This is a genomic window from Bradyrhizobium sp. T-12, assembly GCF_058314695.1.
Map to the genome: position 1 here is coordinate 5,738,658 of NZ_CM177756.1, position 15,249 is coordinate 5,753,906.

The following is a 15,249-nucleotide window of genomic DNA, read 5'->3' on the forward strand; positions in this document are numbered from 1 at the left end:
CGCCGCCGAATTGAGGGGGCCGATCCCATGCCGGAGAGTGCAGATCGTGCCTAGAATCAAATCTGACCACGGAACCATCACCTTCTTTCTCGCGTCCGGTGCAACTCGGCAGATGTGCCAGCTCGCCACGACGTTCAACACGCAGAAGCAGGCCTTCAGCTATTTGCAGAGGAATCGAACCGAGTTCGAGCGTATTGCTCGGGCACGGCTTGCTTCAGGAGAGCTCGAAGACGGGATCGTCGTGCTTTCGATGCTTTAGCCAAAGCGCTCGGGCTGTATGGCCGGCTCGCCGCGATCTCAATTGATCGACTGAACTTTTTCGCAAACGAATATCGCTCTCAACACCGGTCCGCTCGCATCCCGAACATTGACGGCCAAACCGTCGCTGCTGGCGAGTGGCTCAAGCTGTCTGGCGATGTCGGCCAGAGACATCGCGGCCTCGACCTCCGCGGCGCGTTGGCCGGCCAGATCCAGGCCTTCTTCGTCAACGACGAGCGCTTCACCATCCCAGATGTCGAAGTAGAAGAGCGACATCTAACGCGTCCTGTCGGACGGGCTTGGTCGGTCGGCTTCCCTCGCCAACCGTTCAGCCTTCAATCGTTCCCGGTTATCCTTGAAAGCCTGTTCCGCTTTCTCGTAGTCGGTCGCCGGCTTTGCCGCGGCCTGCTTGAAGTGGCTGTTCGCCTCATCCTCTGCACGCGATTGGGAATGCCGTTTCATCTTACGTCCTCTATCTCTCCGGCGGCCCGAAGTCCTCCGGTATGGGGGCTTCCAGGTGGTCGCCTCATTCCTGGATCGGCTTGCCGCGTTTGGCACGATCAATTCGCACGCGTCCGAACTCCTTGGGTCCATCGAGCAGATCCTGCTTGCGGATTGCCCGATCGTCCGCTGTCGTCGTCGCGTCGCCTATGCGATCAATCGTATCGCCGGCCATTTCGCGGGCGCGCAGCTTCTGTCGATCCTGGTCGGCGTGCGTAAGCCCCAGCTCCACCAAGCGAGCTATTGCCTGGGACAGACTGGGCGTTTTCTTCCTGAAACGCCATCCATGCCGTGATGGCTCCGAGCAGCGGTTGCGACGGTCGAAAACCTGCCGATCGAACCAAGGGAATGGCGTCTTCCGGTCTCTTCGTCGGGCCCATGCATCCTCCAAACTGGATACGGCGTGGCGCCCCTCCGCAGGTATCATAGATCAAACCGCCGGCGTTCCGATACGTTCCTATTGGCCGAGGAAGATCGCCGGTTCGGCAATTATGCCGACCGCTTCACCCCGGCCATGCCAGCCGGTCCAACCCCGAGCCGCGCCAGCATCGTCTTCGCCTGCTCGGCGCAATGCTCGATCAGCCAGCGCTCGAAGGCGACGGGGGGAAGCGCGGGGGCGTAGAGGAAACCCTGCACGACGTCGCAGCCGAGCTCGGCCAGCGTCTTGCGCTGGCCGTCGGTCTCGACGCCTTCGGCGACGACGGTCATGCCGAGGCCCTGGCCGACGCGCACCACGGCGGTGGCGATGGCGAGGGCGCCTGCATCCTTCTCGATATCGCGCATGAAACTGCGGTCGATCTTGAGTTCGCGGATCGGCAGATGCGCGAGGCGGCTGAGGCTGGAATAGCCGGTGCCGAAATCGTCCACCGAGAGGCCGACGCCGAGCTCGCGGATCGCGTTCATCGTCTCGAGGGCGGCAACGCTGTCCTGCATGAACGCGCCTTCGGTGATCTCCAGCATCAAGGCTTCCGCCGGCAGATCGTATTCGGCGAGGATGTCCTTGAGCCGCGCGGCCAACGTGACGTTGCGGAAATTGATCGGCGACAGGTTCACCGACACGCAGGGGATGTCGAGACCGGCGCGGCGCCAGCTCGCCATCTGCCGGCAGGCCTCGCGCACCGACCACAGGCCGATCTGCTCGATCAGGCCGCACTCCTCGGCGAGCGGAATGAACTTCGCCGGCGAGACGTTGCCGAGCTCGGCGTCATGCCAGCGTGACAGCGCCTCGACGCCGTGGATCGCGCCGTCGGAGCTGCGGATCTGCGGCTGGTAACTCAGGCTGAGCGCTCCTTCCGCGACGGCGCGACGGAGCGCTGCGATCAGCGCCAGACGTTGCTCGGTGAGCGCGTTCATCTCGGCGCTGAAGATGCGATGGGTCGAGCGCCCGGCCTGTTTGGCCATGTACATGGCGGCGTCGGCCTGCTGCATCAGCGTGTCGATGTCGGTCGCATGGTCGGGATAGAGGCTGATGCCGATGCTGGCCGACATCGGCATCAGCTTCGATCCCAGCCTCAAGGGCGCGGCGAGCGCCTCGGTGATCCCGGCCGCGACGCGCTCGGCGTCTTGCGCGTTGCGCTGCGGCAGCAGGATGACGAATTCGTCGCCGCCGAGCCGTCCCAGCATGTCTTCGGGGCCGATCTGCTCGCGCAGACGCTGGGCCAGCTGGATCAGCAGCTCGTCACCGGCGGCGTGACCAAGCGTGTCGTTGACGTCCTTGAAATGATCGACGTCGAGGAAGGCCAGCGCGATATGGCTGCCGGTCGGGCAGGCATCGATCGCGGTGGTGATCAGATTCCGCAGCTGCGCGCGGTTCGGCAGGCCGGTGAGGATGTCGTGATAGGCGAGCCGCGCGATCTCGGCGCGTGCCTCCTTGCGCTCGATCGCGAAGGCTCCGAGATTGACGCAAGCCTCGACGATGCGCCGGTGCCAGTTGCTCGGCGCGCGAGGCTCCCGATAGTAGAAGGCGAAGGTCGCGATGACTCGGCCGTCCTTGGCCTTGACCGGGGTCGACCAGCAGGCGCGCAGGCCGATCGCAAGCGGCATCGCCTTGTAGGGTTGCCAGCGGTGATCGGTCTCGAGGTCGGTCGCCAGCACCGGCTTGCCGTAGAAGGCGGCAGTGCCGCAGGAGCCGACATTCGGGCCGATCGCAATCCCGTCCAGCGCGCGTGAATAATCCTCCGGCAGCGAGGGACCGCCGAGCGGGTGGATCAGGCCGGCGGCATCGACGTGGAGCAGCGAACAGACGACGTCCGGCGCGATCTCCTCGACGCGGCGGCATAGCCGGTCGGCGATGTCGGTAATCGGAACTTCGTCCGCGAGCGAGCCCATGATGAGCTGCTGCAGCGAGCGCAACTGCTTGGTCTCGGTGATGTCCTCGAGCAGCGCGAAGATGTGCCTGACCTGGCCCTTCTTGTCGCGGAAAGCATCGATCCGGGCGCAGACCCAGATCTCCTCGCCATCCTTGTCGTAGGCGAGCACTTCGGCTTCGCCGCGGCGACCGCCATGCATCAGTCGCTTGACGAGCCTCTCGACCGCCCTGCGGTCGGTGTGACAGCCGGCGATCAGCTCGCCTGCGCGGCGGCCCTCGGCCTCATCGCTGGCGTAGCCGAACAGCGCCGTGAAAGCCGAGTTGACGTAGACGATGTTCTGCTCGGTATCGGTGATGATCACCGCCCGGTTGGTCTGATCGGAGACGGCGTGGAGAAGTCCGATCCTGACGCGGCGCTCGGCATCCGCGGTGACGTCGCGCGCGAACACGACGCGATGGGTCGCGCCGTCATGCGCAATCGACGACAGCGATATCGCGGCACGGATCCGGCTGCCATCGTTCCGCACGAGGCTGATCTCGTCGCGGAATTCCGCGACCGGATCGGCCTGAAGGCATTTCAGGGTGAGAATTCCGGCATCGCGGCCGAGCGCGTCGGTGCGCGCGAGCTTCCAGATCCGCTCCGCACTGGCGTTGAAATGCGTGATGCGATGCGCGCTGTCGACGATGACGACGCCATCGTCGGCGCGCTCCAGCGCAGCAAGCAGCACGTCCGAAGTTTCTGTCACAACACCATCGCAAGCAGACATCGGTGGACCGGGCATAGGGAAGAAGCGGCAATCGGCCCGAGGCTAACGCTCCGATGGTGTCCAAGACGTTTTTGCAATCCTCCCTCGCATTTGCCAAGCCGCGACATGCTTAACATTCCGCGAAGGAAGCGCAGGTAATGCGGTGTGCCCGGAACTCACTCCGCGGTTCGGCCCTGGAGTTCGTGCAGCCGGCCGGCGACGGCCCGCACCTTTCCCGGCGATGCCCGCCAGATCGACAGCGCCGACAATCCACTCACGATCATCGCGATGCCGAAGGCGAGCGTGTAGTCGCCGGCGCGATCATAGAGCAGGCCGGTCACCCACGGTCCGGCCGCACCGCCCGCCAGCGCCGCCAGCATGATCGTACCGAAGATGCTGCCCTGGTGCTTGCCCTGGAATATCTCGAACACCACCGCGCCCATGATCGAGGTGAGGCCGTAGCCGAGCGCACCTTGCGCGAACACCATGACGTAAACAAGCCAGAGCGAGGGTTGATACTTCAAGGCGATCAGCGCGGCGAAGCAGATCACGAAGCCCGCACAGCTGATCGCCCAGACCCACTCCCGTCCGATGCGATCGGAGACATGGCCCAGCACGATCTGGCCGGGAATGCCGAGCACGCTGACGATACCGAGCGCCCACACCGCGACACCGGGACTGAAGCCGATGTCGAGCAGGAATTTTGTCTGATGCACCTGCACCGCGTACCAGATGTACAGGCCGGAGAAATAGCCGATCGCGATCCACCAGAAGCGCGCGGTCGCAACGGCGCGTTTCAGCGTCCAGTCGGTGTTGACCCAAACGGGATCGACGATGTTGGAGATCGGTTGGGCATCGCCCGCAGCCGGGGCGGCATCGCCGTCCGGCTCGAGGCCGATGTCCTGCGGGCGCTTGTGCAGCAGCAAGTTGACCGGCGCCAGCACCACCAGGATGAGCAGGCCCATCGCGGTGCAGGCGGTGCGCCAGCCGGTCTGTTCGATCATGTGCTGCACCCATGGCAGCAGCGTCACCGAGCCGATGCCGACGCCGGCGAAGGCGATGCCGATGGCAAACCCGCGCTTGCGGATGAACCAGTTCGGCAGGAACAGCGACTGGCCGGAATAACCGAGACACACCGAGCCGGCGCCGACCATGACGCCGATGGTGACATAGAGATGCCAGGGCGCGCTGGTGAGCGGCGCGAGCAGCAAGCCGCCCCCCATCAGCACGACCCCGAGTTCCATCACCGCGCGCGGGCCGGCGCGGTCCATCAAGCGGCCGATCAGCGGGCTGACCACGCCCGACACGACGAAGCCGAAAGAGAACGCGCCGGCGGTCACGCCACGCTCCCAGCCGAATTCGGAGATGATCGGCGGAAAGAACAATGAGAAGGCGGTACGCGCGTTGACGCCGATGGCCATGGTGACGAAGGTCACGGCGACCACGACCCAGCCGTAGAAGAACGGAAGCCGCATGATGTGATTGTTTCACCCCTAGATGGTGCTACCGACCATCCGGAGCGGTCCGGGTCAAGCGCTTTTCGCTTGTACGCTCGAGCCGCGGGGCTCGCATGATGCCAGAGCCTGGGCATGATGCTTCCGCATCGTCATGGCCGGGCGTGTCCCGGCCATGCACGCCCTTGTCAACGAGACATAGAACGTGGATGCCCGGGACAAGGCCCGGCATGGCGGCTTCTTGTTCAAGGACCTTAGAGGCGGTGCGCTCAGGCGGCGTCGCGGCGCGACGGTTTGGCGGGGGCGTCGAACAGGATCCGCTCGATCGGCTGCGGGCGGCCGAACAGATAGCCTTGCGCGAAATTGACGCCGAGCGCCTTCAGCCGCTCGTACTCCTCGCGGGTCTCGACGCCCTCGGCCGTCACCGACATGTCGAGCCCGCGCGCCAGCGTCACGATCGAGGAGATGATGGCGGAGCTGCGCGGCTGCTGCGTGAGATTGCGGATGAACGACTTGTCGATCTTGATCTTGTCGAACGGGAACGCGGTCAGGTAGCTCAGCGAGGAATAGCCGGTCCCGAAATCGTCGAGCGCGAGCTCGATGCCGAGCTGCTTGAGCCGCTGCATGAAGGCGTGGTTCTCGCCGCCGCGTTCCAGCAGGACGGATTCGGTGATCTCGATCTCCAGTCGGTGCGGCGGCAGGCCGGAATCCGCGAGCGCCGCGCAGATCACCTCGAACAGCTCGGCTTCCTTGAACTGGATCGGCGACAAATTGACGGCGACCGCGAGATTGGAAGGCCAGCCGGCCGCATCAGCGCAGGCGCGCCGCAGCACGAATTCGCCGAGCGGCACGATCAGCCCGGTCTCCTCCGCAAGCTGGATGAACTGGTCCGGCGGGATCAGGCCGCGGGTCGGATGCCGCCAGCGCACCAGCGCCTCGAAGCCGCGCCGCGCGCCGCTGAGGGCGTCGATGAACGGCTGGTAATGCACCTCCAACTGGCACCGCGCGATGGCGTCGCGCAGGTCCCCCTCCAGCGTATTGCGGGCCTCCAGCTCGGCCGACATCGCCTCGTCGTAGATGGTGAAGCAGTTGCGGCCCGCCGATTTCGACCGATAGAGCGCAAGGTCCGCCTTCTTCAGCAATTGCTCCTGATCGCTGCCGTGATCCGGCGCGATGGCAATGCCGATGCTGGTGCCGATCTCGACGCGGTGGCCGGGCAGGAGGAACGGTTCGGTCAAGAGCTTGGCGATCCGCGCCGCCAGCTCGGTCGAGCAGGCGCGCTGATCCGCGCCGGCTTCCTGGATGACGGCGAACTCGTCGCCGCCGAGCCGCGCCAGCACGTCGTTGGCGCGCACGGCGGATTTCAGCCGCTGTGCCACCTGGCGCAGCAGCGCATCGCCGGCGCCGTGACCGAGGGAATCGTTGACGTTCTTGAAGCGATCGAGGTCGAGCATCAGGATCGAGAACGGCAGGCCGCGCACGCCCAGTTGGCTGTTCATCTCGTCGAGCCGGGTCAGGAAGAAGGCGCGGTTCGGCAATCCGGTCAGGATGTCGGTCTGAGCGAGCTCGAGCACCCGCCGGTTGGCCAATGACAGCCGCCGTGAATTGCGGCTCGCGAGCATGAGATAGGTCGACAACGACAGCGTCAGCAGCAAGCCGACGATCAGCACCGCGCCCGCGCGATCATAGGTCGTCTCCAGCGCACCGCCGGCGGTCGGAACCGCACGCACCTGCCAATCGGTATCCCCGATCTTCAGGCTGCCCGACCAGTGCAGCGCCCGCGCGACGTCGCGCATGGACTGCGGCGCCGTGGCCGCCGACGAATAGTCCGGCAGCATCTGCTCCAGGCCGACGATCTGCGCCGTGAACGGCGGATAGACGTTCATGCTGACCGCGGGGCTTGCGCCTGTGGTCACGCGAATGGTCTGAATCAACAGCGGCAGGTCGAAGATGCCGACCACGAAGCCGGCGAGATTGCGACGCCGGTCCGCAACCGTCTCGCGCGACGTCCCCTTGGCATAGACGGGAACGGCAACGAGGACGTCGGGCAGCCGGCCCCCCTCCTTCGGTTCGAACAGGCGCGTGCGGATGGCCGCGACCTTGTCGTTGTCGCGCGCGCGCTCCAGAACCGCGCGGCGCTCCGGAACGGTGGCGTAGTCCATGCCGTAGACCAACGAGGTCTTCGGCTGGGTCGAGTAGAACACCGGAAAGTACTCGTCGCCCTGCGGCGCAGTCACGAATTTCTCGCCTTGAAGCGCCTTGATGCGATAGCCGGACACACCGTCCGTGATCGCCGCAGTCTCGTACTCGACGCGTTCCTTGCGGTTGACGCGCGGCAGCCAGGCAATGCGCAGCATGCCGGGATGGCGCTCGAACAGGCGGGCGCTGAAGGTCTCGAACTCGCTGCGGGTGACTTCGTCGTTGGTCGATTCGAACAGCGTGCGCAGCGCGACCAGCCTCGAGATGTACTCGCCCATGCCGTTCTGCATGACGATCGCTTCGGTCTCGGCCGCGTTCTCGAACTCGATCCTGTTGACGCGATCTTCCCACCGCGCCACGGCGGCCGCACCCACGACCGAGAACAGAAGGCCGACGCCGACCGCGACGAGCGCAGGGCGATAGAGCCCGAGCAGCGGCGCAGCACGCCACCATCCGGTCATCCGCCTTCGATCCTGATCGTTCTGATCGCGATCGCCCATCTTGAAAGCCGCCGTCCCCTATCCCGCGACAGCCGGAACCTCTGGTTGAGGCTGCGGCCCGGCTATCGGAACAAGACCGCGGTTAAGAACTGCACAATTTCGGAACCGGATCGTTCCGCACTGCATGGATTAGTTAACGAAGTGCGCGAATGACTGGGCATAGTGGAAACAACTTGCCGGTTTTGCCCGGAGTACTACGGCCCTTCGATACCGTGCCGCTTAGCGAGCTATTCAGGCTCGCAGGGATATGTTGCGGAAGGTTTCTTCCAGCATCCGGCAAGACCTTCCGATGTATCGATTTCGATCAACGAGATCCGTTGTCCTGACCTTCCTGCTCCTGTCAGCGACCGCGCTCGCCGCCAGAGGCGATGAGACCGGCGTCAGCGAGGATGCGATCCTGTTCGGCCAGGCCGCCGCGCTGGAAGGCCCCTCCTCCGCGCTTGGACAGCGCATGCGGCAAGGCATCGTCGCAGCCTTCACCGAGATCAACGCCAAAGGCGGCGTGCACGGCCGCAAGCTCCAGCTCGTCAGCCGCGACGACGGCTACGACCCCGATCGTTCTGTGGCCGAGACGTTGCACCTGATCGAGGACGACAAGGTGTTCGCGCTGATCGGCGCGGTGGGCACGCCGACCGCGATGGCGACAATTCCGATCACCAGCGCCAGGAACGTTCCCTTCATCGGCCCGTTCAGCGGCGCCGAATTCCTGCGCGACCTCGAGCTCACGAATGTCGTCAACATCCGCGCGAGCTATGGTGCGGAAGCCGAAGCCTGGGTCAAGCACCTCACCGAGGATCGCCACTTCACCCGCATCGGCATCTTCTACCAGGACGATTCCTTCGGCCGCGACGGGCTGAGCGGTGTGAAGCGCGCACTCGCCAAGCGCGGCCTCGAGCTTGCCGCCGAAGGCACCTTCGAGCGCAACACCCGGGCGGTGACGGCCGCCTGGCGAACGATCAAGCGTGCCGAGCCCGAGGCCATCGTGATGGTCGGGACCTATGGGCCCTGCGCGGAGTTCATCAAGCTCGCACACCGCAGCGGTTTCTATCCGACCTTCGTCAACATCTCCTTCGTCGGCGCCACCGCGCTTGCCAGGGAGCTTGGCCCCGAGGGCGAAGGCGTCATCGTCTCGCAGGTCGTGCCGTTTCCGTGGGACCGCTCGCTCGAGCTCGTCGCCGACTACCAGGCGGCGCAGAAGGCGTTCGATCCGACGCTGACGCCGGACTTCGTGTCGCTGGAAGGCTATCTCTCCGGCCGCCTCGCGGCCGCGGCGCTGGAAATCGCCGGGCCGAAACCGACCCGCGCGAGCCTGCTCCGCGCCATCAACAATGTCGGCTGTTTCGACATCAGCGGCAGCACCGTCACCGTCGGCGTGCGCACATTCGACACACCGCCGAAGGTGTTTCTGACGGTGATCCAGAAGGACGGGACGTTCAAGGCTGTGGACCGGCTGTAGGGCCGCTTCACGGCCGCCGCGTCCAGCGGTCGGCGTTCACCGCGCCCGGCGGCACTTCGCCCTTCACAATCGCTTCCACCTGCCGCACGGTTTCCAGCGACTGATATTCGATCGCCTGCGGCGTCAGCCCGCCGACATGGGGCGTCGCGATGACGTTCGGCAATCTCGCCAGCTCCGGCGTCGGCATCTGGTCCGGCGCGCGGCCGACGTCCAGCGCGGCGCCGGCGATGCGGCCCTCGCGCAACGCCCGCGCCAGCGCCGGCTCGTCGGCGAGATTCCCGCGCGAGAGGTTGATGAAGACGGCATGCCTCTGCATGCGCGCCAGCGCCGCTTCGCCGATCAGATTTTCGGTCTGCTCGTTGGCGATCGCGAGGCAGACGACATAGTCCGACGCGGCGAGCAGCTCGTCGAGGCCGAGTTGCCGGATCGCGGCATCGCTGACGTCAGCGAACGGATCGCAGACCAGCACCTCCATGCGCAGTACCTTTGCCACTTCGGCAAGGTATCGCCCGATGCTGCCATAGCCGATGATGCCGAGCCTGCTGCCGGCGAGCTGGCGGCCCATCCGCGCCTCCGGCTTGCGGCCGGCCTGGTAGTCCGCCGTCGTCCGCGAGACGCCGCGGGAGAGATCGACCATGAAGCCGAGCGCGAGCTCGGCGACCGCCTGCACGAAGCCGGGGCCAGCGCGGGTGACGAGCACGCCGGCCGCCGAGGCCGCCTCCACATCGACGTTGCGGATATCGACGGCGCAGCGGACGAAGGCCCGCAGACGCGGCAATTGCGCAAAGATTTCGCCGCGCCCTTCCGTCATGCGGTCGGCGACGATGATGTCGGCGTCCTTCGCGGCACGCACGAGGCCGGCGGCGTCCAGGATTTCGTCGCTCTCGTGCAGGATAACCTCGGCAGCCGCCCGCAGCCCGTTGAGGCTACGGTCGCCGTAATAGTTGCGCCGCATCTCCGGCGTGTGCGCGAGCAGGACCTTCACGACATCTCTCCTTCAGTAACCGAACGCCCGCGGCAGCGCGGTGCTCAGCCACGGCACGAAGGCGATGACGAGCAGGCAGAGGAACAACAGGCCGAGATAGCCCATGATCGGCTTCACCGTCTGCTCGATCGGCACGTTGCCGATCAGGCAGGCGCCGTAAAGGCCGAGCCCGAGCGGCGGCGCGAACAGGCCGATGCCCATGGCGATGACCAGCACGACGCCGAAATGCAGGGGGTCGACGCCGAGCTGCACCGCGACCGGCAACAGCAGCGGCCCGAAGATGATCAGCGCGGCTGCGCCCTCCAGCACCGAGCCCATCACGATCAGCACGGCGATCGCCAGCAGGATGAACAGCCAGACGCCCGAGGTCTTGGAGAGCCCGAGCATGAAATCGCCGACCGCATGCGGCACCTGCTGCAGGGTCAGCGTGAACGCCAGCGATTGCGCGGCGGCGACGATGAACAGGACGAGACCCGCGCGCGTCGCGGCCTGCACGAAGCTGTGCGCGGCCGATTTGAAGCTGAGCTCCCGGAACACCACGCTGCCGACGACCAGCGCATAAGCCACCGCGAAGGCCGAGATTTCGGTCGCGGTGGCAAAGCCGCTCTTGAAGCCGAAGAAGATCATGAAGATCAGGCCGAACGAGGCGATCGCACCGCTCCACAGCCCCGACACCGGCATCTGCGGCTCGACCTCCTCGATCCGCTCCGGCCGCTTGCCGAAGATGATGGAGACCGCAATCAGCACAGAAGCCATCAGCGCCGACGGCAGCAGGCCGGCGACGAACAGGCCACCGATCGACAGATTGGCCACGAAGCCCAGAATGATCAGATTGATGCAGGGTGGAATGGTCTCCGCCATCACGGCGGAGGCCGCGAGCAGCGCCACCGCGCCGCCCGGATTTTGCCTGGAACGACGCGCGGCCGGGATCAGCACGGAGCCGACCGCTGCGACATCGGCCATCTTCGAGCCCGAGATGCCCGAGAATAGCACCATGGAAGCGACCATGACGACGTTGAGGCCGCCGCGCATGCGCCCGACCGCGCGCTGCAACAGCTCGATCAGCCGCACCGACATGCCGTTGGCTTCCATGAGATAGCCGACGAGGATGAAGAAGGGGATCGCCAGCAGCACGAAATTGTCGATGCCGCGCGCCATCTGCTGGGCGAAGATCACGCCGGGCAACGCGCCTTCGACCCAGATGAAGATCAGCGCGGCGAGCGCCAGCGCAAAACCGATCGGCAGGCCGCCGAACAGGGTTGCGAAGAAGCCGATCAGCATCAAGGTGCCTGCCGACGGCACCGAGGACGGCGACAGATAGTCCCAGACCAGATAAAGGCCGGTGACGACGATGATCGCGATGAGCCCCCTGACGATCTCTGGCAGCGGCCTTGCGCAGAGATGGTCGATCGCGAACACCGTCATGAACAGCGCGCCGACCCCCATGGGATAGAAGGTCAATTCCAGCGGCAGGCCTGAGCCGGTGGTCTGGCCTGCGGTCAGCGAACCCAGCTTGATCGCGTTGTAGGCGACGTAGCCGGAAATCAGCACGATCAACAGCGCGCTGGCGGCATCGACCAGCGCGCGCAGCCGCACCGGCAAGAGGTCGCGGAAGAAGGAAACACCGACATTCTCGCCGCGCGCGAGCGCGCTCGCCGCGCCGAAAAAGGCCGAGCCGACCATCAGCCCGCGCGCAACATCGTCGGACCATTCAACCGGCGCGTTGAAGAAGAACCGCAGCAGGACGGAGACGCAGACCACCACGAGATCGGCGGCGAGCAGGATCGCCGCGATCGCATCGCTGACGCGGAGCAGCAGGGCGATGCTGCCGCGGCGGCCGCCCGAAACGGACACGGCGGCTGTCATCGTCATCAGGCTTGCGTCGCGCGGATGATGTCGATGACGGCCTTGGACTCCGGCCGCGCCTTCATGAAGTTCTCGGTCTGCGGCGCGACGCGCTTCTTGAACGCCTCGCGGTCGCATTCGGCCACCGTCACGCCCTTCTCGGTCAGGGCCGCAAGCGCCTCCTTCTCGACGGCGAGCCCATGGGCCCGGGTGTCGGCCGCGGCCTTCTTCGCAGCATCGAGGAAGCCTTCGCGCAGCTTCGGGTCCATGCGGTTATAGGTCATGTCGCTGAAATAGATCGCAAGCGGCGAGAAATTATGCTGGGTCAGCGCGTAGAATTTCGACGTTTCGAAGAATTTGCTGGCCAGGATCGTCGGCGGATCGTGCTCCAGACCGTCAAGCACGCCGGCCTGCAGGGCCGTGTAGATTTCGCCGAACGCCAGGGGCGTCGCAGCGGCGCCCATCAGGCGCAGGCATTCGGTGATGACGGGGTTGGGCAGCGTCCTGATCTTGAGGCCGGCGAGGTCCTCCGGCGTCTTCACCGGCTTCTTCGCCAGCACGCTGCGCGAGCCGAAATTATAGGCCCAGGCGATGATGCGGATGTTGCCGCCCTTGAGCAGCGCGTCCTCGATCGGCTTGGCCGCGCCGGCGTCGAACGCCTTGGTCTGCTGCGGGAAGCTCGAGAACAGGAAACCGAGATCGTACGTGCCGACCAGCGGCACCAGATTGGCCGAGATCGACGAGCCCGACACCATGAGGTCGATGACACCGAGCTTCACCGAATTGATGACGTCGATCTCCTGGCCGAGCTGGTTGTCGGGGAAAAAGGCGACCTCGACCTGCTCGCCGAGGCCATTCCCTTTCAGGTTCTTGACGAGATTGTCGTAGTAGACCCGGCCGTTGGCGAATTTGGGATCGTTCGGCAGCGAGGAGGAGCATTTCAGCTTCAGCGTCGCAGCTTCGGCGCGGCCGATGATGGCGGGAGAGAGCACGAGGCCGGCGGTGACCGCCGCCGATGACTTGATGAACGCGCGACGGTTCACGGGCACGATGGTCATGGTGCGGCTTCTCCCACATTGTTTTTGTTCGCCGCAGTCGTCGCTGGCGGCCTGTTGCGTGAACTCTATGGCCAAAGCGACGGCACAGGCAAGCGGGCGGCCGGCAAGCGCAGAGCGGCAGGGAGCGCGTACGGCAGGCGACCAGCGCGGCTGAGCGACCACAATTCCCCGGGATTCGCGACGTGGATCGGCCTGCAGCCACATCCGCGCAGCGGGCGCGGTCGCGCCGGGCCGGCATCGATCCAATTGGAGCATGGATCAATGCGCAACTGACATGGATGGGCCGAGAACGATGCCCTCCGGCCCGGCAGGCGCCCTGCCCCATTTTGCCGCACGCCGAACGTGATCCAGTGCACAGACGGACGCATGGCGGCACCTTAGAAAAAGTGACATCATCGCGCGCATTGCCGATGGAGGTGACACCATGCGCCGTCCAGTCTTTTCCAATTTGCTTCTTGCATCCGGCCTTCTTGCGCTCGCTCAGTTGATGATTCCGACGGAGGCCGCGGCCGAAGCGCGGCTCGCGCTGGTGATCGGCCAATCCGCCTATCGCACCGTGCCCGAGCTGCCCAACGCCGCCAACGACGCCAAGGGCATGACAGAACTGCTCGGCAATGCCGGCTTCACCGTCACCACCGCGGCCAATCTGGCGCAGAACGAGATGCGCGCCGCGATCTCGGATTTCGCCGGCAAGGTCAGCGCCAGCGGCGCCGACACCGTCGCGCTGGTGTTCTATGCCGGCCACGGTCTGCAGATCGACGGCGAGAACTATCTCGTTCCTGTCGATCTCGATCCCAAGCGCGAGGCCGACATCCCGCTCCAGGGCGTCCGCCTCAACGACCTGCTCAACACGCTCGGCGCCCTGCCGACGCGGGCACGCATCTTCATGCTCGATGCCTGCCGCAACAATCCGTTCCCGGCGCTGAGCGGCGCCGGCCACGGCCTTGCGATCGTCGACACCAAGGCCGGCGCGCCCGGCTCGTTCATTTCCTATTCGACCTCGCCCGGCGCGGAGGCCGAGGACGGCAGTGGCATCGACAGCCCCTACACCACGGCGGCGCTGACCATCGCCAAGCAGCCCAACCTGCCGATCGAGGAAGTGTTCAAGCGCATCCGTGTCGCCGTCGCACAATCGACCGACGGCCGGCAGATTCCCTGGGAAAGCTCCTCGCTGACCACCGACTTCAAGTTCTTCGGCGAGAGCAGCGGTCAACCGTCCCTTCCGGGCGCAAATTCGATGGCGCTTGCCAGTGGCACGCGTAGCCTCGAGGACTGGCGCAAGGAATTGCAGGGCAAGCCTGCCATGGTCGCCTATGAACTCGTCATCACCGACGACACGGTGCCGGCGTATCAGGCCTATATCGAGCTGTACGCGCAGGATACCCGCACGCCGCGCGTGCGCACCGTGCTGGAACGGCGGCGCCAGATGCTGGCCTGGGAGCGCGCGACCGCGATCAACACCCGCGCTTCGTTCGAGGCTTATCTGGCCAATTGGGACAACAGCGACCTCGCCGCGACCGCGCGCCGGCTGCTGCTGCGCGTGCAGAACCGCAATTACGGCGTGCCCGTCGCCGCCGCGGCGACCCCGGTCGCCGTCGCAATGGCTCCGACCTGCCCGTGCTCGGCGCCGACACCGCCGGCAACGCCCGCCAATCCGAGCGTCGCGCCCATCATCAAGAAGCGCGTCGACGTCACTCCGCCCAAGCGCAAGGTGGTCGAGACGCCGCCGAAGCGCCGGCCGCCGCCCGACGAAGTGGTCTACGAGCGCGCGCCGCCTCCCGGACCGCCGCCCGGCGCCGTGATGCAGGGCATCGGCGTCGGGATAGGCATCGGCATCGGAATGGGCGGTCGCGGCGGCGGCGGCGACCATTACCGCGGCGACTACCGCAGATACTGAGACGGTCCAGCTTCGACATCGCCCCGGCTCGCGCCCAATCGC

11 protein-coding genes are annotated in these 15,249 nt (G+C 65.8%); 4 read left to right on the plus strand and 7 right to left on the minus strand.

Annotated features, from left to right (window positions below):
- Positions 1 to 37: 37 nt before the first annotated feature.
- Positions 38 to 259 (plus strand): hypothetical protein, encoded by a 222-nt coding sequence (locus AC0WRY_RS27400; RefSeq protein WP_194403878.1) that lies wholly within the window; start codon positions 38 to 40, stop codon positions 257 to 259.
- 38 nt (positions 260 to 297) lie between these two features.
- Here the strand turns inward: AC0WRY_RS27400 and AC0WRY_RS27405 are convergent, their stop codons facing one another.
- Positions 298 to 534, minus strand: coding sequence for a DUF6894 family protein (locus AC0WRY_RS27405; RefSeq protein WP_194403879.1), 237 nt, complete (start codon positions 532 to 534; stop codon positions 298 to 300).
- A gap of 241 nt (positions 535 to 775) precedes the next feature.
- Between AC0WRY_RS27405 and AC0WRY_RS27410 the strand changes: the two genes are divergently transcribed.
- Positions 776 to 1,054, plus strand: coding sequence for a hypothetical protein (locus tag AC0WRY_RS27410; RefSeq protein ID WP_194403880.1), 279 nt, complete (start codon positions 776 to 778; stop codon positions 1,052 to 1,054).
- Between the two features lie 194 nt (positions 1,055 to 1,248).
- Here AC0WRY_RS27410 and AC0WRY_RS27415 read toward each other — a convergent pair whose 3' ends face one another.
- The 3 genes from AC0WRY_RS27415 to AC0WRY_RS27425 all read right to left on the minus strand — a co-directional run bounded on the left by AC0WRY_RS27415 (position 1,249) and on the right by AC0WRY_RS27425 (position 7,927).
- On the minus strand, positions 1,249 to 3,834 hold the full coding sequence (locus AC0WRY_RS27415) for an EAL domain-containing protein (RefSeq protein ID WP_194403881.1): 2,586 nt from the start codon (positions 3,832 to 3,834) through the stop codon (positions 1,249 to 1,251).
- A 155-nt stretch (positions 3,835 to 3,989) separates the two neighbouring features.
- Positions 3,990 to 5,288, minus strand: coding sequence for an MFS transporter (locus AC0WRY_RS27420; RefSeq protein WP_194403882.1), 1,299 nt, complete (start codon positions 5,286 to 5,288; stop codon positions 3,990 to 3,992).
- Positions 5,289 to 5,536: 248 nt separating this feature from the next.
- A complete protein-coding gene (locus AC0WRY_RS27425; RefSeq protein WP_246776343.1) occupies positions 5,537 to 7,927 on the minus strand; it encodes a bifunctional diguanylate cyclase/phosphodiesterase in 2,391 nt (796 codons plus the stop codon).
- A 328-nt stretch (positions 7,928 to 8,255) separates the two neighbouring features.
- Between AC0WRY_RS27425 and AC0WRY_RS27430 the strand changes: the two genes are divergently transcribed.
- Entirely contained in the window at positions 8,256 to 9,422 is a 1,167-nt protein-coding gene (locus AC0WRY_RS27430) for an ABC transporter substrate-binding protein (RefSeq protein ID WP_491121735.1), read from the plus strand.
- A 7-nt stretch (positions 9,423 to 9,429) separates the two neighbouring features.
- Here the strand turns inward: AC0WRY_RS27430 and AC0WRY_RS27435 are convergent, their stop codons facing one another.
- Genes AC0WRY_RS27435 through AC0WRY_RS27445 form a run of 3 tightly spaced genes read right to left on the minus strand, consistent with a single transcriptional unit; the run spans position 9,430 to position 13,310 of the window.
- On the minus strand, positions 9,430 to 10,407 hold the full coding sequence (locus AC0WRY_RS27435; protein WP_491121737.1) for a hydroxyacid dehydrogenase: 978 nt from the start codon (positions 10,405 to 10,407) through the stop codon (positions 9,430 to 9,432).
- A 12-nt stretch (positions 10,408 to 10,419) separates the two neighbouring features.
- A complete protein-coding gene (locus tag AC0WRY_RS27440; protein ID WP_194408427.1) occupies positions 10,420 to 12,273 on the minus strand; it encodes a TRAP transporter large permease in 1,854 nt (617 codons plus the stop codon).
- Between the two features lie 5 nt (positions 12,274 to 12,278).
- Positions 12,279 to 13,310: a TRAP transporter substrate-binding protein gene (locus AC0WRY_RS27445; protein ID WP_491121739.1), complete on the minus strand. Its 1,032-nt coding sequence runs from the start codon at positions 13,308 to 13,310 to the stop codon at positions 12,279 to 12,281.
- Positions 13,311 to 13,734: 424 nt separating this feature from the next.
- Between AC0WRY_RS27445 and AC0WRY_RS27450 the strand changes: the two genes are divergently transcribed.
- On the plus strand, positions 13,735 to 15,207 hold the full coding sequence (locus tag AC0WRY_RS27450; RefSeq protein ID WP_491121741.1) for a caspase family protein: 1,473 nt from the start codon (positions 13,735 to 13,737) through the stop codon (positions 15,205 to 15,207).
- The last annotated feature ends 42 nt before the right edge of the window (positions 15,208 to 15,249 follow it).

Excerpts from the sequence above, each read along its gene's own strand:
- AC0WRY_RS27450 (WP_491121741.1), top strand. The coding sequence starts at position 13,735 with ATGCGCCGTCCAGTCTTTTCCAATTTGCTTCTTGCATCCGGCCTTCTT.
- AC0WRY_RS27430 (WP_491121735.1), top strand. The coding sequence starts at position 8,256 with ATGTATCGATTTCGATCAACGAGATCCGTTGTCCTGACCTTCCTGCTC.
- AC0WRY_RS27440 (WP_194408427.1), bottom strand. The coding sequence starts at position 12,273 with ATGACAGCCGCCGTGTCCGTTTCGGGCGGCCGCCGCGGCAGCATCGCC.
- AC0WRY_RS27445 (WP_491121739.1), bottom strand. The coding sequence starts at position 13,310 with ATGACCATCGTGCCCGTGAACCGTCGCGCGTTCATCAAGTCATCGGCG.
- AC0WRY_RS27425 (WP_246776343.1), bottom strand. The coding sequence starts at position 7,927 with ATGACCGGATGGTGGCGTGCTGCGCCGCTGCTCGGGCTCTATCGCCCT.
- AC0WRY_RS27405 (WP_194403879.1), bottom strand. The coding sequence starts at position 534 with ATGTCGCTCTTCTACTTCGACATCTGGGATGGTGAAGCGCTCGTCGTT.
- AC0WRY_RS27415 (WP_194403881.1), bottom strand. The coding sequence starts at position 3,834 with ATGTCTGCTTGCGATGGTGTTGTGACAGAAACTTCGGACGTGCTGCTT.
- AC0WRY_RS27420 (WP_194403882.1), bottom strand. The coding sequence starts at position 5,288 with ATGCGGCTTCCGTTCTTCTACGGCTGGGTCGTGGTCGCCGTGACCTTC.